The organism is Arthrobacter sp. B0490, assembly GCF_002929355.1.
GTDB lineage: Bacteria > Actinomycetota > Actinomycetes > Actinomycetales > Micrococcaceae > Arthrobacter_D.
This window is the reverse complement of record NZ_PJIR01000005.1, coordinates 241,399-260,935: the sequence shown is the minus strand read 5'-3', so window position 1 is coordinate 260,935 and position 19,537 is coordinate 241,399. Positions and strand designations below refer to the sequence as shown.

Here is a 19,537-nt window from a genome sequence, read left to right as displayed (position 1 = left end):
TCAGGTCCCGGACGCCAGCCGGGCCAGGAGCTTCTGCGTGGACATCATCGCCCCGCCGAGGACCGCCGGCAGCCCTCCGCCCGGATGCACCGAGGCTCCCACGCGCCACAGCCAGGGGCGCACGGGATCCGAGTAGGGCGGCACGTGGAACGGCCCGCTCATCCACGCGGGATGCACCGCGCCGTACAGGGCCCCGCCGGCGGAACCGCGCTCGCCGAAGTAGCCGGGATCGAGGATCTCGTAGGTGCCGAAGTACTCCTCGATCGGCTCGGGGAGCCCCAGGACGCGCGTCGTCCTGTCGAGTTCGCGCCGCACGAACGGGTCCTCGAGCGAGTACGTCCTCCCGTTGGCCGGCGCGGTGAGGAGCAGCGCCAGGGTCGCCGACGCGTTCGGGTACACCCCGTGCGCCGGGTAGTAGTTGGCGAACGCCATGGTCTGCGCCGGTTCCTCACCGGCCTCCAGACTCGCGTACAGCGCCGCCGGGTCGTCCGGCATGATCACACCGTGCCGGCTCGTCCCCTCGGGCAACGGCCGGGCGAGCACCGCGTACACGCCGACGGCGGAGCAGGTGAGCTTCCGCGGTGTCCGCGGCGGACGGCCCCTGAGGAGTCCCCCGAGGCGGTGGGCGTCGACGGCGCTGACGACGGCGTCGGCCGGGTAGGTACCCGCGGCCGTCCGGACCCGCCGTCGTCCGATGCGCTGCACCGGCTCGCCGGTGCGGATCTCGACGCCGGCGTCGACGGCGAGCCGTTCCAGGGCCAGCACCAGTTCGTAGACGCCGCCCTCCGGGATCCACACGCCGTCCTGCGCCATGATGGCCGGCATGCTCGCGTACAGAGCGGGCGTGCGGGTGGGGCTGACGCCGGCGTTGAGGGTATGGATCGCGATGACCTCGCGCAGGCCGTCGGGGAGCCAGGGCAGGCTGTCGAGGTAGCTGCGGGTGGTGAGCCGGCGCCCGTACAGCCTGCCGAGCCGCGCCAGTGCGGGGTAGGACGCCCTCTCAAGCGGTCCCGTGGTCAGCAGGCTCGACACGTCGCCGCCGAGGACGCCGTGCTCGGCCGCGAAGCGCACCCAGGCCCCGTGCCAAGCATGCCCCTCGGGCACCGGCAGCGGGCACTCGTCGCCGCGGTAGTAGTAGGTACCGACCTCGGCGAGCCGTTCGAGCCGGAGATCCGCTACGGCGGCCGGAGGTCCCGAGGAGGATCCGGACGGGATGTGGGCCGTGGGTCCGACGGCGTCGAGCAGCTCCAGGAGTTCCCGCCAGACGGACGGGAAGGTGAGCAGCGACGGCCCCGTGTCCATGCGCTGCCCGGCCACCTCGATGCGGCGGCTCTTGCCTCCCACGGCGTCGGCGGCTTCGAGGAGCGTCACGGTGTGGCCCGCGCGGCCGAGCAGCGCGGCAGCGGTGAGGCCGCCGATCCCGCCTCCGACGACGACGACCCGACTCATCGGTACAGCCCGAGGGTCAGCGCGACCACGAGCTGGACGCCCGCGACGGTTCCGGCCACGTACGGGAAAGCGATCGAATAGCGGTACAGGCGGTGGCCGGTCTCGGGACGCGGGTCGCGGTGGAGGGCCCACAGGAGCCAGCCGGCGATCAGCGCGTTCACGACGGCGACAGGGATGTTCACGAGCGCGAAGCATACGGTCGAGACGGCCCACCAGGCGCCGCTCCACGCCACCACGCCGCGGACCCCGAGCCGCACCGCCGTCGTCGTGATGCCCGCTCCCCTGTCCTCGTCGATGTCCTGGACCGCGTCGTACGTGTGCTTGGCCGCGCTCCACGCCATGAGGCCGAGCGCGGCGGCCCACACCGGTGCGTCGCCCAGCGCGTAGGGCACGAGGACGAGCGGGAAGGCGTAGGCGGCGTTGCTGATCGAATCGACGAACGGTCGCGCCTTGAACCGCAGGGGCGGAGCGGAATAGAAGACGAAGACGAGGGCGTAGAGCGCTATCCAGGCGAGGGCCGCCGGCGGCAGGGTCAGCGCGAACCAGGCGAGGAACGGCACGTTCGTGACGACGACGGCGAGCCAGATGGCGCGGACCTCGGAGGCCCTGATGCGGGCGCCCTCGAGCGAACCCTTGCGTGGGTTGAGGGCATCGGTGTCCTGGTCGAAGATGTCGTTGACGCCGTAGATGAGCAGGTTGAACGGCAGCGTGAGCCAGACCAGCAGCGCGAGGGCGTCCGCCTGCCAGAACGACCCGGTGAGCCACATGCCGACGACGCCGGTACCCAGCGTGTTGATCCAGAGGACCGGACGGGAGATATGGACCATGCGCAGCGCCGCTGGCGCGAAACCTGCCTCGGGCACTGCGGGTGTCCTCCTCGGACCGGCTGGGCGCGCACAGGACGGGCTCGAGCCCCTCGTGCGCCGGACGATCCCAGCCTACGTGTTCGGCGGCGCACCCGACGCCGGGACGCAGTGCGTACCGGCGGGCAGCTGCCGCCGACGGCGCGGGCGGCGTGTGTCTAGAATCATAGACGGGCCCGACGGCGTGCTCCCGATGGACCATCCACCTCCTCGTCTAAGGAACCCCACGCCATATGAAGATCGGAATCCTCACCAGCGGCGGCGACTGCCCCGGGCTGAACGCCGTCATCCGCGGCGCCGTGCTCAAGGGCATCAAGGTGCACGGGCAGGAGTTCGTCGGCTTCCGTGACGGGTGGCGCGGCGTCGTCGAAGGCAACGTCGTCGACCTCCCCCGGCACGCGGTCAGGGGGATCTCCAAGCAGGGCGGCACCATCCTCGGGACCTCACGCACCAACCCCTTCGAGGGCAACGGCGGCGCCGACGCCATCCGGGAGAACCTGGAGCGCCTCGGCATCGACGCGATCATCGCGATCGGTGGCGAGGGGACGCTGGCCGCGGCCAAGCGGCTCACCGACCTCGGCTTCAACATCGTCGGCGTCCCCAAGACCGTCGACAACGACCTCGATGCCACCGACTACACCTTCGGTTTCGACACCGCGGTGCAGATCGCCACCGAGGCCATCGACCGGCTGCGCACCACGGGCGAGTCCCACAGCCGCTGCATGATCGCCGAGGTGATGGGTCGCCACGTGGGCTGGATCGCCCTCCACGCCGGCATGGCGTCCGGCGCGCACGCCATCCTCATCCCCGAACAGCAGACCAGCATCGAGCAGATCGCCGACTGGGTCGCGACGGCCAACGCCCGAGGTCGCGCCCCCCTCGTCGTCGTCGCCGAGGGCTTCGTCCCCTCGCACATGGAGCAGGCGCACTCGGAGCGCGGGCTCGACACCTTCGGCCGGCCCCGCCTCGGCGGCATCGCCGACCAGCTCGCCCCCGAGCTCGAGGCCCGCACGGGCATCGAGACGCGCGCGACGATCCTCGGGCACATCCAGCGCGGCGGCGTCCCCACGTCGTTCGACCGCGTACTCGCCACGCGCCTCGGCATGGCGGCGGTGGACTCGGTGACGGACGAGCTGTGGGGCACCATGGTGTCCCTCAACGGCACGGAGATCGCGCACGTCGGCTTCGAAGCGGCGCTCGGGAACCTCAAGCGGGTCCCGCAGCACCGCTACGACGAAGCCGCCATCCTCTTCGGCTGATCGATGGACCTCGATCCGGGCACCGTCTCGATCATCCAGCTCGCCTGGTCACGGCTGCTCGGGCTCGACGACGGCGCACTCGGGAGCGGCTCGGGGCGCCTGTACAGCACGGACGACGACGCTCCCCTCCTGACCTTCGTGACCCTGTTCGGGCGGGAGGTCCTCAAGGGGCCGGCCTGGGCCGTCGAGGCCGGGCGGAGCCTCTCCGGGCCGGAGTTGCGGAGCGCCTCGACGCTGCTCACGCTCACCCGCGACCACGGAGGACGCGCGCTCGGGGAGGCCCAGCTGTACTTCTGCGACGCACTGCCGCGGTTCGACGAGCCACCCGCCGTCGTCTCCAGCGAGGCCGCGCTCGTCCGTGAGCTCGAGCGCAGGTGCCCGCCCGACGACGTCGCCGAGGCGGATCTCGGAGGGGTGGAACACCCCTTCGTGCTGGTCGACGGCAGGAACGAGGGGGGCGACGCCCAGCCGGACCCCCTGGCCGGCGCGGGCTACGACATCTGGGAGGGCATCCTGGCGCACGTCGCCGCCATCACGCCCCCCGGGGAACGACGCAAGGGCTATGCGGGGCGGGTGGCAGCCGTCGCGGTCGAGGAGGCCATGGCCGCGGGCCTCGTTCCCCAGTGGCGGGCACGGACCGACAACACCGCGTCCCAGCGGACGGCCCGCAGGGCGGGCTTCGTGTTCGCGGGGACGCAGACGTCGGTGGCCCTCGACCCCCGATGAGGTGCATCCCGCCCGCCGGCCGGTCCGGGGGACGCGGTGCTCAGCGCCCGCGGGCTACCGGCCGAACAGTTCCAGGAGCTCGGCCCGCCCGAACATCTCGGCCGCGGCACGTGCCGACGGCGTCCCCGCCTCCGGATCCGCACCCGCGTCGACGAGGAGCCGCGCGACGTCCTGGTGCCCCTTGAAGACGGCGCCCGCGAGGGGAGTCTGCCCGCGGTCGTTCGCCTGGTCGGCTTCGGCTCCGCGCGCCAGGAGATCACGCACGACGGCGGCGTGACCGTTGTACGCGGCGAGCATCAGCAGGCTGTCGCCGGCGGTGTTCGTCAGGGTGAACGGCACGCCGGCATCGAGGTACCGCGTCAGGGTCGAGGCGTCGCCCTGCCGTGCCGCGTCGAACAGGGCGTGTGCGAGGGCTATCGCGGCCGCGGCACCGTCGTCGTGCCCGTCCCGGCCCGGGGTGCCGGGCTGGTGGCCGGTGTCGTCTGCCGGGGTCATCGTGGCGCCTTCAGGAAGCCCGTGGTCCGTCCGACGACCTGCCCCGCGTCCGGCGCGACGATGACCTCCTGGCCGGCGGCGTACCGCTCCTCCCCGTCCTGGACGAGGAGGTCCAGGGAGGCGTCGACGGAACGCTTGAGGATGGCGAGCGCGATCGGGCCCATCTCGTAATGGTGGCCCACGGAGGTGACCCTGCCCACGGTGCGGCCCTCGACGATCACGGGGCTGCCCGGCGCCGGGAGGGTGTGCTGGCTCCCGTCGAGGTGCAGGAAGGTGAGCCTGCGGGGCGGGTGCCCGAGGTTGTGCACGCGCGCGATCGTCTCCTGGCCCTTGTAGCAGCCCTTCGCGAGATGCACGGCGGTACGCATGAGGTCGAGTTCGTGCGGGATGGTCTTCTCGTCCGTCTCGAGGCCGGGCCTCGGCCGCCATGCGGCGATGCGCAGGGCCTCGGCCGCGAGCGAGCCGGCGAGCTCCAGACCCGTTGCGGCGACCGCGGCCTCGAGCCCGTCGCGTGGCACGAGGAACTCGAACCACGGCCGCTCGCGTCCGGGGTGCCCGTCGTCGACCGTCGAGTAGGCGTAGCCGCCGGCGCGGACGGTGGGCCACGGGTCCTCCCAGACGACGGCGTCGCCCAGTTCCGGCAGCGCCCGGGTGGCACCGAGGACGGCCCGGGTGCCGGTGACGTCCGTGACGTCGACCCGGAGCATGAACTTCATGCGCTCGAGGAACGCGGCCAGCGACGCTGCCTCCCCGCCCTCCGTGATGAGCCAGGTGGTGGCGCCGTCGTCCACGACGTGCGCCGAGAACTCGATGCGGCCCTGCACGGTGAGGAGCAGCGTCTCCGAACTCTGCCCGGGCTGCAGCCCGAGGAGCAGCTGGGAGGAGAGCGTGTTGAGCCAGCTGAGTCGATCGGGCCCGGAGACGGTCACGACCCCCCGGTGGGAGAGGTCGACGACGGCCTCCCCGTCGGCGAGGAGACGCTGCTCGCGGAACGGGTCACCGTAGTGGGATGCCACTGCGGCATCGGCTCCGCCGCCCTCGACGGCACCGGAACGGCTGAGTAAGGGGCTGCGGGAGGTCATGACGGTATAACGCCTTCCGGACGGGACTATTCCGCAATGTGGATGGGGAGCGCGGCGGGGCGCTCAGGGGACTTTCTTGAGGATGGCGGAGGCATGGGCCTCGAGGGAGTTGCCGTCGGCGGCGACATCCCAGCGCCAGTAGAGGTTGCCCTCGACGAGGCCGAACAGGCGTGTGGCAGCGGTGTACTCCTTGGAGTGCTGGCCGCGCATCACGAGGTCGGTGCTGAGCTGGATCTGCGGGCCCTTGATGCTGCCGTAATAGAGCTCGGCGATGCCGCCCGGGTGGACGACTGTCGCGGTGATGTCGAAGCCGCCGGCGTCGTTGCGGAACTGCTCCACCTCGTCGGCCGTCTTGAGGGCCGGGACGATGTCGGCGGGGCTCAGGCCGGGACCGACGTCCGCGTCGTTGAGCTTGCGGTCGAGGGCCCAGAAGCCGGTCTCGACGGAGAGCGGCCGTAGCCGGGAGCCCTGTTCGTCGATGAGCCAGGACTCGGCGCTGTACTGCAGGTAGGGGAGGCCGTTCTGCGAGAACGAGACCCGCTGGGAGAAGCGCTCGGAGTCGGCGGTGCCTTCTCCGAGCATCCCGGTCCCTTCCCAGGTGCCGAGGAGCCACGACAGGGGGACGAGCTCGGGCGTGAGGTCGGTGGGCAGGTCAATCGACATGGGGACTCCCGGTCGGTCGGCTACTTCTGGCCCTTGTACAGGCGCGTGATGACGAGGGCTGCGAAACCTGCCATGCCGAGACCGGCGACGACCAGCAGCGAGATGAAGAAGATTTCAAGAGCGAGGATGGACATGCTTCCATCCTAACGCCCGGCCCGGACGGTGCCCGACAGGCGCCTCCCGCCCGGGGAGGTGCGTTCAGGAGAGGAACAGCTTGTCGAGGAAGTACACGACGGCGCCGATCGCGAGCACCGGGGCGACGCCGGCGGAGATCGCCGCGACGACCGTCAGCGGCGTGTCCCGGCCGACGAGCAGCCGGCGGGTCCCGGCGATCACGACGCCGCCGGCGAGTCCCACCGAAGCCGCCGCCAGGGCCGGCACGTCGGTCAGGAGCAGGGCACCGAGCGGACCGGCGAGCGCGGCGAGGACGACGGCGGCGGGCGCCACGAGGCGGTCGGGGAAGGGCAGGAGGCACACGGCGATCGCGATGAGGACGCTGACCCCCGTCACGAGCATCATCCCGGAGTCCGCGGCGTTCGCGGCCAGGCGCTCGGCAGCGACCCATCCCGATCCCATGCCGATGACGACGACCCCGGAGCTCGCGCCGAGCGTCGACTCCAGCCGGAGGCTCTGCCCGGTGCCGCGGAGGAGCTGGATCATGAAGACGGCGCCGACCCCGAGGGCCACGGACGCGGGGAACCAGGTGAGGAAGGCCGGCCCGGGCGTGGTCGCCGTGAGGACGACCGCGAGCAGGGCGCTCAGCCCGATCGCTGCCGACTGGGTCTTCTTCGCGGGTACGCGCAGGACGTAGGGCCACCCGACGGCGGCCAGGACGCAGGCGGCCCCCGCGGTGATCGCGACGGCGAGGAGGGAGACGTAGGAGGACGCGACGATCGCCCCGGTCGTCAGCGCCGCCGCTCCGGCCGCTGCAGCCACGCTCGTCCTCTTCACCCGAGCAATACTGCCCTACGCGCACAGGAGGCACGAAAACCTGCGGAGGGCGCAGGACGGGGACACGTGGGCCGCCTCACAGCGCGGCGGCTATACTTGGTCAAATCTTTACCGCCCTCGACTCCCGGTCCGGAACGAAGGCGCCACCGCCCGATGATGCGCGTTCCCGACCCGTGGAGGACACATGCCGCACATCCTGATGCTGACCAATACCACCGGCTCGTCCGTCGAGATCCTGCCGGCCCTCGAGCTGCTGAACCACAAGGTGCACATCCTCGCGGCGGAGCCGACGGCCCTGCTCGAGACCGAACCCTGCGACGTCGTGCTGGTGGACGCGCGGAAGGACCTGGTCGGCGCCCGCTCCCTCACCCAGCTCCTCAAGGCCACGGGTCTCAGCGCCCCCCTCGTCCTCGTCCTCACCGAGGGCGGCATGGCGGCGGTCGCTGCGAACTGGCTCGCGGACGACGTCGTCCTCGATTCGGCCGGTCCGGCGGAGGTGGAGGCACGGCTGCGGCTCGTGATCGCACGCTCCGCGGCGGCCAGCGAGGAGACGAGCACCGAGATCCACGCGTCCGGCGTGGTGATCGACGAGGCCAGCTACACCGCGCGGGTGGGCGGGGAGCCGCTGAACCTCACGTACAAGGAGTTCGAGCTGCTGAAGTACCTGGCCCAGCATCCGGGCCGTGTCTTCACGCGTGACCAGCTCCTGCACGAGGTGTGGGGCTACGACTACTACGGAGGCACGCGCACCGTCGACGTGCACGTTCGGCGCCTCCGCGCGAAGCTGGGGTCCGACCACGAGCAGCTGATCGGGACGGTGCGGAACGTCGGCTACCGCTTCACCCTCACCCGCCTGCCGGAGGACCGGAACTCGGTCAACCAGGACGCCTGAGCGGCCGGACACGAACAAGCCCCTTCCACCCGTGGGTGGAAGGGGCTTCCTCGTCGTTCCGTGCGGAACCTTGGTGGAGGACATACGGGTCGAACGTATCGCGGGCGCCCCACTGGCGCATCCCCCTCGAGCGGGTTCAAGACTAGCGCACGGTGGGCCGGTCGCCAAACCCCGGGGCGGGCGGGGCTAGGCTGGGCGCATGACCGCCGCGCAGCCTGTCCCCACCTGGTCCGTCGAGCGGATCGCGGGCGCTCCCGACCCGGCCGCGCTCGGCGACATCCGCCGCCTGGCGTCGGCCGCGGCGGAGGCGGACGGCAACCCGCCCCTGTCCGAGCAGACCCTCCTGACCCTCCGCGCACAGGACGCCGGCGATCGACTGCTGGTCCTCGCGGCACGCGACGCGGGGCAGCAGGACGGTGAGCTCGCGGGTGTGGCCGTGATCTCCGGGAGTCCGGACGGAGCGGTGCTCGAACTCGTCGTCGGCCCCGACTGTCGTGGCGAGGGGGTGGGTACCGCCCTCATCGAGGCGGTCCTGGCCGAGGGGATCAGCGATCTTCGCGGGTGGTCCCACGGCAACCACTCGGCCGCCGCGGACCTCGCCGCGCGGTTCGGGTTCGCGCCGGTGCGCGAGCTGTGGCGGATGCGCCTGACGCGTGCGGCGGCCGAGCAGTCCGTCCCCGAGGTCCGGCTGCCCGACGGCGTCGCGCTGCGGGCGTTCGTCCGAGGCCAGGACGAGGAGGCGTGGCTCGCGGCCAACGCCGCGGCGTTCGCCCACCATCCGGAGCAGGGTGCCACCACGCGTGCCGACCTCGAGGCACGCATGGACGAGGAGTGGTTCGACGCCGACGGCTTCCTGCTCGCCGTGCGGGAGGAGGACGGCGCGCTGCTCGGCTTCCACTGGACGAAGGTGCACCCGGCCGTGGGTGCGCATCCCGCCATGGGCGAGGTGTACGTCGTGGGAGTGACGCCGGAGGCCCAGGGCCTGGGCCTCGGCAAGGCGCTGACCATCGCAGGCATCGACCACCTGCACGGCAAGGGCCTGCAGGCCATCATGCTGTACGTCGACGCGGACAACGCGGCGGCCGTCGCCCTGTACCGGAAGCTCGGCTTCACGCGCTGGGACGTCGACGTCATGTACGCGGGCAAGTCGGCGTAACCCACCTTGTAAGGTTGTTTCCGAGGCGTGTCCCGGCCTGTCGGGCGGGGACACGAGCCCATGCCCGCCCACGCTGCAGGAGACGCAATGGATGAGACACGACGCCGGAGCGCGTCACTGTACGGATCTTCCGAGACGGCTCCGGCCCGAGCGACGCAGGACCGTATCGACATCCCGGACTTCGCTCCGAGCCTCCTGCCCACCGGCGACATCCGCCCGGACCGCTTCCTGGACCGGGAGATCAGCTGGCTCGACTTCAACGCGCGCGTCCTCGAACTGGCGGAGGACCCCGACCTGTTCCTCCTCGAGCGCGTCAGCTTCCTCTCCATCTTCGCGTCCAACCTCGACGAGTTCTTCATGGTGCGCGTCGCGGGCCTGAAGCGGCGCATCGCCACGGGTCTCGCGGTGCCCTCCGCAGCGGGACTCAGCCCGATCGAGCAGCTCGAGAAGATCATGAACGACGGCTACCAGCTGCAGCAGCGCCATGCCGCCGCGTTCGCCGAGCACATCCGGCCGGCGCTCGCCGAGGAGCAGATCCACCTCACCACCTGGGAGGAGCTCGACGAGACCGCGCGTGCGGATCTGCACAAGATGTTCGCCGAGAAGGTCTTCCCGATCCTCACGCCGCTCGCCGTCGATCCGGCGCACCCCTTCCCCTACATCTCGGGGCTGTCCCTCAACCTCGCCGTCGTGGTCCGCAACCCCGTCAGCGACAAGGAGCTCTTCGCGCGCGTCAAGGTGCCCGATCAGCTGCCGCGGCTCATGTCCGTCGACGGTCCGCGTGCCGGCAACGTCGCCGGGCGCATCGCGCGCTTCATCCCGCTCGAGGAGGTCATCGCCGTCCACCTCGACCAGCTCTTCCCGGGTATGGAGGTCCTCGAGCACCACCTGTTCCGCGTCACGCGCAACGAGGACCTCGAGGTCGAGGAGGACGACGCCGAGAACCTCCTCCAGGCCCTCGAGAAGGAGCTCCTGCGCCGCCGGTTCGGTCCGCCCGTTCGCCTGGAGGTGACCACGGACATCAACCCGAGCATCCGGGCACTCCTGTCCCGCGAACTCGGCGTGGAGGAGGACGAGGTCTACACGCTCCCCGCTCCCCTCGACCTGCGGGGACTGAGCGTGATCGCCGGGATCGACCGCGGCGACCTGCACTACCCGAAGCACGTCCCGCACACGAGCCGCCACCTCAACGAGAGCGAGACCTCGAAGGCCGCGAACGTCTTCGCGGCGATGCGCCGCAGGGACATCCTGCTGCACCACCCGTACGACTCCTTCTCGACGTCGGTCCAGGCGTTCCTCGAGCAGGCGGCCGGCGATCCGAAGGTCCAGGCGATCAAGCAGACCCTCTACCGGACCTCGGGCGACTCCCCCATCGTCGATGCCCTCATCGACGCCGCCGAGGCGGGCAAGCAGGTGCTGGCACTCGTCGAGATCAAGGCCCGCTTCGACGAGCAGGCCAACATCTCCTGGGCACGAAAGCTCGAGCAGGCCGGCGTGCACGTGGTCTACGGCATTGTGGGCCTGAAGACGCACTGCAAGCTCTCCCTCGTGGTCCGGCAGGAGATCGACGGCCTGCGCCGCTACTGCCACATCGGCACGGGCAACTACCACCCGCGTACCGCCCGGTACTACGAGGACCTCGGCCTGCTCACGGCCAACGAGCAGGTGGGTCAGGACCTCTCCCGCCTGTTCAACCAGCTCTCCGGGTACGCCCCGAAGTCGACGTTCAAGCGCCTTCTCGTCGCTCCGCGCTCCGTGCGCTCGGGCCTGATCGACCGGATCGAACGGGAGATCGCCAACAAGCAGGCCGGCCGTGCCGCACGCGTCATCATCAAGGTCAACTCGATGGTGGACGAGGCGATCATCGACTCGCTCTACCGCGCGTCGCAGGCGGGCGTGAGGGTGGACGTGATCGTCCGCGGCATCTGCTCGGTCCGGCCGGGTGTCCCCGGCCTGAGCGAGAACGTGACCGTTCGTTCGGTCCTGGGCCGCTTCCTGGAACACTCGCGTGTCTTCGCCTTCGCGAACGGCGGCGAGCCGGCGGTGTTCATCGGATCGGCGGACATGATGCACCGCAATCTGGACCGTCGCGTCGAGGCCCTGGTGCAGCTCAGCGCCCCGGAGGACATCTCCTACCTGATGAGCCTCATGGACCGCTACATGAACCCCGAGGTCTCCAGCTGGCACCTGGACGAGACGGGCTGCTGGACGCGCCACCACAAGGACGACGACGGCGCCCCCCTCGAGGACATCCAGTCCTGGCTGCTCGCATCGCGCGCCCGGCAGCGAGCGGTGTCACGCCGCTGATGGCCGCACCGACGGAAGACACCACTGCCGCTTCCACCCAGGGCGGTGAGATCGTCGCGGCCGGGACGCTCTGCTGGCGTCTCGAGAAGGGCCAGCTCGAGGTCCTGATCATCCACCGGCCCCGCTACCGGGACTGGTCGTGGCCGAAGGGCAAGCTCGATCCCGGAGAGACGACGCCGGAGTGCGCCATCCGCGAGACGTTCGAGGAGGTGGGCCTCAGCGTCAAGCTCGGCATCCCGCTCGCGACCATCAACTACCCGGTGGCCTCGGGCGAGAAGGTGGTCCTGTACTGGGCGGCGAGGACCGACCGGCTGCGCCCCGTGCCTGACGGCAAGGAGGTGGACCGGGCGCAGTGGGTGTCGCCGGAGAGGGCGCGGGACATGCTGAGCAACCCGTCCGACGTCGAACCGTTGGACGCCCTCGTCGCAGCGCACGCCGCGAAGAACCTGCAGACATGGCCCCTGATCGTGGTGCGGCACGCGAAGGCGAAACCCCGGTCCTCCTGGAGCCGGGCGGAGGGCGACCGGCCGCTCGCCGCGACCGGCCGGCGGCAGGCCATCGCGGTGAGCCGACTCCTGCAGGCGTGGAATCCCGAGCGTGTGGTGAGCAGCCCGTGGGAGCGGTGCGTGCAGACCATCTCCCCCTACGTGAACCAGCGCAGTGCGAAGCTCAAGCTCGTCGACGCCCTCACGGAGCGGAACGCCGCGCGCAGGCCGGGGCGCACCAGGGCCGCCGTCGAGCGGGTCTTCGACAAGCGCCGCCCGGTGGCCGTCTGCACGCACCGTCCCGTCCTGCCCCTCGTGTTCTCCGTCCTCGGACACCACATGGCGGATGAGCTGCAGGACCTCCTGCCCGTCGAGGACCCGTACCTCGCGCCGGGCGAAGCGGTGATCTGCCAGGTGAGCAGCTCGAACCAGGGGCGCATCGTCTCGGTGGAGCAGTTCCGCGCGTACGACGACTGACCCGCAGCTACCCGCGACGTCGATCAGTTCACGTGGAGTCAGCGCCGATACGACCTCCGTTCACGATGCGTTCACCCCGGACGCCTAGTGTCGGACCCTCACGCAGGGACCGGCACCGACGAGAGGAACGCACCCATGGCCGATGTGAAGGGCCTCGTGCGGGCGCTCGCGCCGCACGAGATCGAGCAGATCCACAGGATCGGGCCCACCGGACCGCTGACGCCGAGGCTCCTGCACGCCATCGATCGAGCCGCCGGAGGACCGGGCGAGGGCCGCGGGTACTACGTCTACGGACGGCCCGCGGACAGCGACCGTCCCCGGCCGTTCGTGCTGCGGGACGACGTGTGTGCCGAACTGTTCGGCGGCGGCCACTAGGCCCGACGCCGATCGGCGCGACCCCTCGCGTGGGCCCTCGTGCCCGGGGGACGATGAGGGCATGACGTCCTTCCCCGGCACACCCATCACCCCTGCCGTCGCACGCACGGCATGCGCCGGTCCGACCGGCGTGCCGACAGTCGCGCTCCGCCTGCGGGCGATCGGCCCCGGCGCCGACCTCCCGCCCGTCGGCATGATGCTCAGCCGCCTCGACGACGTCGAACGCGCACGCGCGGCGCGCGCCCGTGATACCGCCGCATCAGGATCCTTCGCCGCGGGCCGGTACCTCCTGCGCCTCCTCGTGGCCGATCTACTCGGGGAGGGGTCGGAGCGGCTCGTCTCCGATTCCACGTGTCCGCGCTGCGGACCGGCGGGTCGGCCGGATCACGGACGACCGTCCTACCTGCTCGACGGCGAACGCGTGCCCCTCGCGCTCAGCCTGTCCCGGGCCGGCGGTTTCGCCCTGCTCGGCGCGCTCGACCTGCGCGGGGTTGCACCCACGGGGCCGGCCGCACCCGGTGTCGCTCCTGCCCGGCCCCCGGCCCTCCGCATCGACCCGGCAGGCCCACGCGCTCGCGGTGGTGATCCCGCCGGCCCGCCTCGGCCCGGCGTCGCTCCCCTCGGGGCCCCGGCGCTCGGCATCGACCTCGCTGCGGCGTCGGAGGTGGACTTCGACGGGTTCGACGGGGTAGCCCTGACCTCCGAGGAGCAGCGCGCCGTCGGGCTCCTCCCGTTCGCCGACCGGGGCAGAGCCCGCGCCCGCCTGTGGACCCGCAAGGAGGCCCTGGTCAAGGCGCTGGGTACCGGATTCACGGCCGGTGATCCGGATGCGGTCGACGTACTGCGGGATGCCAGGATCACCGATCTGCAGGCCGTCGAGGGCACTGTGCTCGAACCGCTGGGACTCGTGGCGGCCGTCGCCGTCGCCGGGTGAGCCGGGGAGCTACCGGCTCCCGAAGAGATGGGCCACGCCGCCGGTCTGCAGGGCGGGCAGGGCCTCGGAGAAGAGCCATGCCGTCAGCAGGCCCTCAGCGTCGATGTCCGGGAGCAGGCGCACCGCGAGCGCGATGAAGTCGGGCGTGGTGGCCGTCCCGAAGCGGTATTCGGCGGACCAGGCCTGCAGCAGCCCGAAGAAGGCGTCGTCGCCGGCCGCTGTCCGCAGCGCATGCAGCGTGAGGGCGCCACGCTTGTAGACGCGGTCGTCGAACATGTCGGCGGCGCCGGGGTCCCCGAGCAGCAGGTCCTGGGGTTCCCGGCCGAGGCGCTGGTGTGTCGACCGCGCGAGGGTGGCTGCCATCGTCGAACCGCTGGCCTCGGACCAGACCCATTCGGCGTAGCAGGCGAAGCCCTCGTGCAGCCAGATGTCCTGCCAGCGGGCTGCGGTGACGGCGTTGCCGAACCACTGGTGCGCGAGTTCGTGCGCGATCAGCCGCTGCGCGTCCCAGCCCTCGTCCAGGTGGTTGCGCCCGATGATGGAGAGCGTCTGCGCCTCGAGGGGGATCTCCAGGTCGTCGTCGGTGACCACCACGAGGTACTGGGGGTAGGGGTAGGGTCCGAAACGGTGTTCGAACGCCGTCATCATCTGATGATGTCGCGCCAGCGCCGCTCGGGCGGCGGGGGCGAGGGACGCCGGCACGGCGGCGTACTGTGGCACCGGGCTTCCCGGTCCACGGACCGCTGCAGCGCGGGAGGGAAGGGCGACGGCCGGCCGTGCCGGGTCGTTCAGGGCCACGAGGTCGTAGCGGCCGATCTGGACCGTGGCGAGGTAGGTGGCCATGGGCTCCACCTGTTCGTACACCCACGTGGTCCGGCTGGACTTGTCGATGCGCGACACGAGCACGCCGTTGCAGATCGCGCGGTACCCGGCATCGGTGGTCGCGGTGAACCGGTAGGACGCCTTCTGCGAGGGGTGGTCGTTGCAGGGGAACCAGGACGGCGCTCCCGTGGGCTGTCCCGCCACGAGGACGCCGTCGGTCAGTTCCTCCCACCCGACCTCGCCCCAGATACCCGAGAGGGGTCTGGGGTTGCCCTCGTAGCGGATGTCGAGCCGGAACTCGGCGTCGGACGGCACCGGGTCGCGGAATCCGATCACGAGCTTGCCGGCGCGGTCCTTGAAGGACCGGATGCGGACGGTGTCGGAGGTGACCTTGGTGGTGCGCAGGCCGCTGAGGTCGAGGTCGACCTGGTGCAGTTCCCGGTTCGCGGTCAGGGTGAGGACGGCGCGCCCGGCCAGGCGGTTGCTGGAGAGCTTGTAGTCGAAGCTGAGGTCGTAATGCCCGACGCGGTAGGAGGTGCTGCCGTTGGTCGGGGTGTACGGGTCCGGCGCGAGGCTCTCGGGACTACTGCTCACGCACCGTCTCCCGGGCCGGACCAGAAGCTGACCGGGTTCCCCATCCAGTAGGTCCCCGCGGGGACCGTCTCACCGCGCATCACGAGCGATGCCGGCCCCACCGTCGCGCCCGTGGCGATCTCCGCTGCGGGCAGGATCACGCTGTGCGGGCCGAGTGTTGCGCCTGCGGCGAGCTCCACGGTGTCCATGCTCATGATCCTGTCATGGAAGAGGTGCGTCTGCACGACGCATCCGCGGTTGACCGTGGACCCGGATCCGAGGGTGACGAGGTCCGCCTCGGGCAGCCAGTAGCTCTCGCACCAGACGCCGGGGCCGATCTTCGAACCGAGGGCACGGAGCCACCACACCAGGGCGGGGGTGCCGCTGGCTGCGCGCGCGAACCAGGGCGCGCTCACGCTCTCGATGAAGGTGTCCACGACCTCGTTGCGCCAGATGAACGAGCTCCACAGCGGGTGCTCCCCCGCCGGGATCCGACCCACGAGCAGCCACTTCGCGGCGACGGAACTGCCGGCCGCAACGGCACCAAGGACCATGAAGACGACGCCGCTGAGCAGCGCCGCCGGGAGGTACCCGCCCCACCGGGCGAGTGCGTCGAAGATCACGAGGGACGATGCGCCGATCAGCACGGTGAGGACGACCGGCACGATACGGCAGATCTCCCAGAAGGCGCGGGCCACCTTGAGGCGGCGGGGTGGCTGGAAGGTGCGGCTCTGGTCGCCCGTGACGGCGAGACGGCGCAGGCGCGACGGTGGACTGCCCAGCCAGGAGCTGCCGGCCTTGGCCTTCGCGGGCGTGGCCGACAGCACGGCGACGAGCGAATTCTTCGGTACCCGTCGGCCCGCAGACGTCATGCCCGAGTTGCCGAGGAACGCCCGGCGTCCGATCTTCGCCGGGGCGATCCGCAGGTACCCGCCGCCCAGTTCGTAGGAGGCCACCATGGTGTCGTCCGCCAGGAAGGCACCCTCGCCGATGGTGGTCATCTTGGGGATGAGCAGCACGGTGGAGGCTTCGACGTTGCGGCCGACGCGGGCCCCGAGGAGACGGAGCCACACGGGGGTGAACAGGCTCGCATACAGGGGGAACAGGAGATCGCGTGCCATGTCGAGGGTCCGCTCGGTGGCCCAGATCTGCCAGCCGATGCGGCTGCGCGCCGGGTAGTGACCCTCCGTCAGGCCGGTACCCAGCAGCCGGACCGTCACGAGGACGAGGACGGCGTTGACGACGAACCAGAGGATCGCCGCGAGGACGACGGGTCCTCCGAGGGTCGGCCACGCGGCCGAGAGCGACGACGCGCCACGCAGTGCGGAGACGACCGGCAGGGCCGCGACGACGGCAGCGAGGTACGGGATGAGTGCGAGCCCTCCGGACGCGGCGGCGAACGCCAGGAAGGACAGGCGCGCATGCGAGGCGGAACGTGCGGGCGGGGCTGCGGGCCAGTCCTGTTTGGCCTTCCCGGCCCGGGTGGCGGGCGAGCCCGAGAAGAGCTGGCCCGGCCTGACGGTGCCCTGCACAGCTGATCCGGGGGCGACTTCAGCTCCCGCGCCGATCCTCGCCCCCGGCATGAGCGTGCTGCGCGCACCGATCACGGCTCCGGCGCCGACGACGATGCCGCCGATGTGCACGCGGTCGCCGTCGATCCACCAGCCCGAGAGGTCCACCTCCGGTTCGACGGAGGCCCCGGCCTCCAGCGTGAGCAGCCCGGTGACGGGCGGGACGGAGTGGAGGTCGACGTCGGGCCCGATGCTCGCGCCGAGCGCTCGCGCGTAGACCGGCACCCAGGGCGCGCTCGCAAGGCCGACCGCCCCGACACTGTCCGAGATCTGCTCGGCGAGCCAGAGCCTCAGGTGCACCCTGCCCGAGCGCGGATAGACTCCCGGTTCCACGCCTCCCAGGAGGATGCGGGCAGCGAGGACGGACAGCCCCATGCGGCCGACGGGACTCACGAAGACGGTCCACGATGCCAGGACCCACCACCAGGACAGCGTCGGTGCGGCGGTGAGCACTCCGAGTCCCCCGAGCACGTTGCTCGCGATCATCGCGTAGGTGAGCCACCGCATCCCTGCCAGGAACTGCAGGGGGATGCCCATCAGGGTCTGGAACACCTGCGACCTGCGCGCGGTGTGGCGCACGGTCCGTCCCGGCGTCGCCGGCTGTTCACCGCCGTCGCCCGTGCCCGCGGCGAAGGTCGCGAGGGCGCCGAGTCTCGGATGCGCGTAGATGTCGGCGACGGTGATGATCGGGTAGCGTGCCCGGATCAGCGACACGAGCCGGGCAGCAGCGAGGGAGCCGCCGCCGTGCAGGAAGAAGTCCGCGTCCTCGTCGGCCGGTACCGTCCCGAGGACCGCGGCCCACTGGTCGGCGATCCACTGCACGCGCGGGTCGAGGTCCTCCAGGCTGCCGGGTGCGCCGGGATCGCGGACGTCGGCGAGGGGCCAGGGCAGGGCGTTCCGGTCCACCTTTCCGCTGGTCTTGGTGGGCAGGGCGTCGGTGACGACCAGCAGCGGAACGAGTGCGGCGGGGAGGCTCCCGGCGAGCAGGGCGCGCAGTGCCGGGAGATCGGGGTCTGCCTCGGCGGGGACGAGATAGCCCACCAGGAGCTGGTTGCCCGACGGCGTCGTCTGCACGGCGGCAGCCGCGCCGGAGATGCCGGGCAGCGCCTGCAGGGCGGCATCCACCTCGCCGAGTTCGATGCGGCGGCCGCCGAGCTTCACCTGGTCGTCCGCCCTCCCCATGAAGACGAGGCCGGCGGCGTCGAGCTGCACGAGGTCGCCCGAACGATAGGCGCGGTCCCATCCGAGCGTGGGCATCGGCGCATACTTCTCGGCGTCCTTCGCGGCGTCCAGGTAGCGGGCCAGGCCCACTCCCCCGATGATGAGCTCGCCGATGCCGCCCTCCTGCACCGGTGTGCCGGTGTCGTCGACGACGGCGAGGTCCCAGCCGTCCAGGGGCAGGCCGATGCGCACCGGTCCTTCGCCGCCGAGGCGTGCGGCACAGGCGACGACGGTCGCCTCGGTGGGACCGTAGGTGTTCCAGACCTCGCGGTCGTGGACGGCGAGCCGTTGCGCGAGTTCCGGCGGGCAGGCCTCCCCGCCGAAGATGAGGAGGCGGACGTTCTCGAGGGAGTCGGCAGGCCACAGAGCGGCGAGGGTGGGCACTGTGGACACGATCGTGATCCCGCGTGCGATCAGCCACGGGCCGAGGTCGACGCCGGTGCGGACGAGCGCGCGGGGGGCCGGGACGAGGCACGCGCCATGGCGCCAGGCCAGCCACATCTCCTCGCAGGAGGCGTCGAACGCCACCGAGAGACCCGCCAGCACGCGGTCGGTGGGCCCGATGGGTTCGGCCTGCAGGAACAGGCGTGCCTCGGCGTCGACGAAGGCAGCAGCCGAGCGGTGGCTCACTGCGACACCCTTCGGCGTTCCCGTCGAGCCGGACGTGAAGATGATCCAGGCGTCGTCGTCGGGCGTGGGATCACCCGAACCTCCCCGGCGTCCCTCCGTCCCGGTGGTCAGTGACAGCCTGTGCCCGACGACGACGGCGGCATGCGACTCCGAGAACACGACCCGGGCGCGCTCGTCCGGATCGTCGGCGTCGACCGGCACGTAGGCAGCACCGGCCGTGAGGACACCGAGGATCGCGATGTAGAGCTCGTTGGTGCCCGAGGGCAGGCGCACCCCGACCGTGTCGCCCCGGCCCACCCCGGCGTCACGCAGGGTCGCGGCGAAATGCTCGGCGGCCGTGACCAGCTCCGCGTAGCTGAGTGCGGTGGTGCCGTCGTCGAGCGCCGATGCGCTGGGATGCTCCGCGGCCGTGGCACGCAGGATGTCGAGGAGCGTGCGGGGCGTCGGCGCGAGCGCGGATGCAGCGAACCGCGCGGACGACGGAGCGGTTCCGGTTCCGGTCTCGGTCTCGGTCTCGGTCTCGGTCTCGGGCGAGGGTGTGGTCACGGTGGGATTCTTCCGGTGGAATGTGAACGGCAGGTGACCTGCGCCGGCCGTCCGTACACG

Annotated in this window: 16 protein-coding genes; 8 read left to right on the top strand and 8 right to left on the bottom strand. The window is 71.4% G+C overall.

Going from position 1 to position 19,537, the window contains the following annotated elements:
- Both CXQ97_RS10715 and CXQ97_RS10710 read right to left on the bottom strand, forming a co-directional pair.
- The gene (locus tag CXQ97_RS10715; protein WP_104180839.1) at positions 1-1,449 is read right to left on the bottom strand and encodes an NAD(P)/FAD-dependent oxidoreductase; all 1,449 of its coding nucleotides are present in this window, start codon (positions 1,447-1,449) and stop codon (positions 1-3) included.
- Positions 1,446-2,312, bottom strand: coding sequence for a UbiA family prenyltransferase (locus CXQ97_RS10710; protein WP_258062481.1), 867 nt, complete (start codon positions 2,310-2,312; stop codon positions 1,446-1,448). The genes CXQ97_RS10715 and CXQ97_RS10710 overlap by 4 nt, the downstream gene beginning before the upstream one ends.
- Positions 2,313-2,545: 233 nt before the next feature.
- On the opposite strand from CXQ97_RS10710, the gene CXQ97_RS10705 reads away from it, so the two are divergent.
- Both CXQ97_RS10705 and CXQ97_RS10700 read left to right on the top strand, forming a co-directional pair.
- Entirely contained in the window at positions 2,546-3,571 is a 1,026-nt protein-coding gene (locus CXQ97_RS10705) for a 6-phosphofructokinase (RefSeq protein WP_104180838.1), read from the top strand.
- A gap of 3 nt (positions 3,572-3,574) precedes the next feature.
- Entirely contained in the window at positions 3,575-4,297 is a 723-nt protein-coding gene (locus tag CXQ97_RS10700) for a GNAT family N-acetyltransferase (RefSeq protein WP_104180837.1), read from the top strand.
- A 54-nt stretch (positions 4,298-4,351) separates the two neighbouring features.
- Here the strand turns inward: CXQ97_RS10700 and CXQ97_RS10695 are convergent, their stop codons facing one another.
- The 4 genes from CXQ97_RS10695 to CXQ97_RS10680 form a co-directional block, all read right to left on the bottom strand.
- On the bottom strand, positions 4,352-4,792 hold the full coding sequence (locus CXQ97_RS10695) for an ankyrin repeat domain-containing protein (protein WP_104180836.1): 441 nt from the start codon (positions 4,790-4,792) through the stop codon (positions 4,352-4,354).
- Positions 4,789-5,874, bottom strand: a complete 1,086-nt coding sequence (locus CXQ97_RS10690) for a folate-binding protein YgfZ (protein ID WP_104180835.1) — start codon at positions 5,872-5,874, stop codon at positions 4,789-4,791. The genes CXQ97_RS10695 and CXQ97_RS10690 overlap by 4 nt, the downstream gene beginning before the upstream one ends.
- Positions 5,875-5,937: 63 nt before the next feature.
- Entirely contained in the window at positions 5,938-6,537 is a 600-nt protein-coding gene (locus CXQ97_RS10685; protein ID WP_104180834.1) for an FABP family protein, read from the bottom strand.
- A 198-nt stretch (positions 6,538-6,735) separates the two neighbouring features.
- Complete coding sequence (locus CXQ97_RS10680; RefSeq protein ID WP_258062480.1) at positions 6,736-7,473, bottom strand: hypothetical protein; 738 nt, start codon at positions 7,471-7,473, stop codon at positions 6,736-6,738.
- Positions 7,474-7,672: 199 nt separating this feature from the next.
- On the opposite strand from CXQ97_RS10680, the gene CXQ97_RS10675 reads away from it, so the two are divergent.
- From CXQ97_RS10675 to CXQ97_RS10650, 6 genes are all read left to right on the top strand, one after another.
- Positions 7,673-8,380 carry a response regulator transcription factor gene (locus tag CXQ97_RS10675; RefSeq protein WP_104180833.1) on the top strand — a complete coding sequence of 236 codons (708 nt, stop codon included), beginning with the start codon at positions 7,673-7,675 and terminating at the stop codon, positions 8,378-8,380.
- Positions 8,381-8,579: 199 nt separating this feature from the next.
- The gene (gene mshD / locus CXQ97_RS10670) at positions 8,580-9,536 is read left to right on the top strand and encodes a mycothiol synthase (protein WP_104180832.1); all 957 of its coding nucleotides are present in this window, start codon (positions 8,580-8,582) and stop codon (positions 9,534-9,536) included.
- Positions 9,537-9,623: 87 nt separating this feature from the next.
- Positions 9,624-11,843, top strand: coding sequence for an RNA degradosome polyphosphate kinase (locus CXQ97_RS10665; protein WP_104180831.1), 2,220 nt, complete (start codon positions 9,624-9,626; stop codon positions 11,841-11,843).
- The gene (locus CXQ97_RS10660) at positions 11,843-12,805 is read left to right on the top strand and encodes an NUDIX hydrolase (protein ID WP_104180830.1); all 963 of its coding nucleotides are present in this window, start codon (positions 11,843-11,845) and stop codon (positions 12,803-12,805) included. The genes CXQ97_RS10665 and CXQ97_RS10660 overlap by 1 nt, the downstream gene beginning before the upstream one ends.
- 135 nt (positions 12,806-12,940) lie before the next feature.
- The gene (locus tag CXQ97_RS10655) at positions 12,941-13,180 is read left to right on the top strand and encodes a hypothetical protein (RefSeq protein WP_104180829.1); all 240 of its coding nucleotides are present in this window, start codon (positions 12,941-12,943) and stop codon (positions 13,178-13,180) included.
- 61 nt (positions 13,181-13,241) lie between these two features.
- On the top strand, positions 13,242-14,114 hold the full coding sequence (locus tag CXQ97_RS10650; protein WP_104180828.1) for a 4'-phosphopantetheinyl transferase superfamily protein: 873 nt from the start codon (positions 13,242-13,244) through the stop codon (positions 14,112-14,114).
- A gap of 9 nt (positions 14,115-14,123) precedes the next feature.
- Here CXQ97_RS10650 and CXQ97_RS10645 read toward each other — a convergent pair whose 3' ends face one another.
- Positions 14,124-15,530 carry a M1 family metallopeptidase gene (locus tag CXQ97_RS10645; protein WP_104180827.1) on the bottom strand — a complete coding sequence of 469 codons (1,407 nt, stop codon included), beginning with the start codon at positions 15,528-15,530 and terminating at the stop codon, positions 14,124-14,126.
- Positions 15,527-19,477 (bottom strand): Pls/PosA family non-ribosomal peptide synthetase, encoded by a 3,951-nt coding sequence (locus tag CXQ97_RS10640; RefSeq protein ID WP_104180826.1) that lies wholly within the window; start codon positions 19,475-19,477, stop codon positions 15,527-15,529. Before CXQ97_RS10640 ends, CXQ97_RS10645 begins: the two co-directional genes overlap by 4 nt.
- Positions 19,478-19,537: the final 60 nt, after the last annotated feature.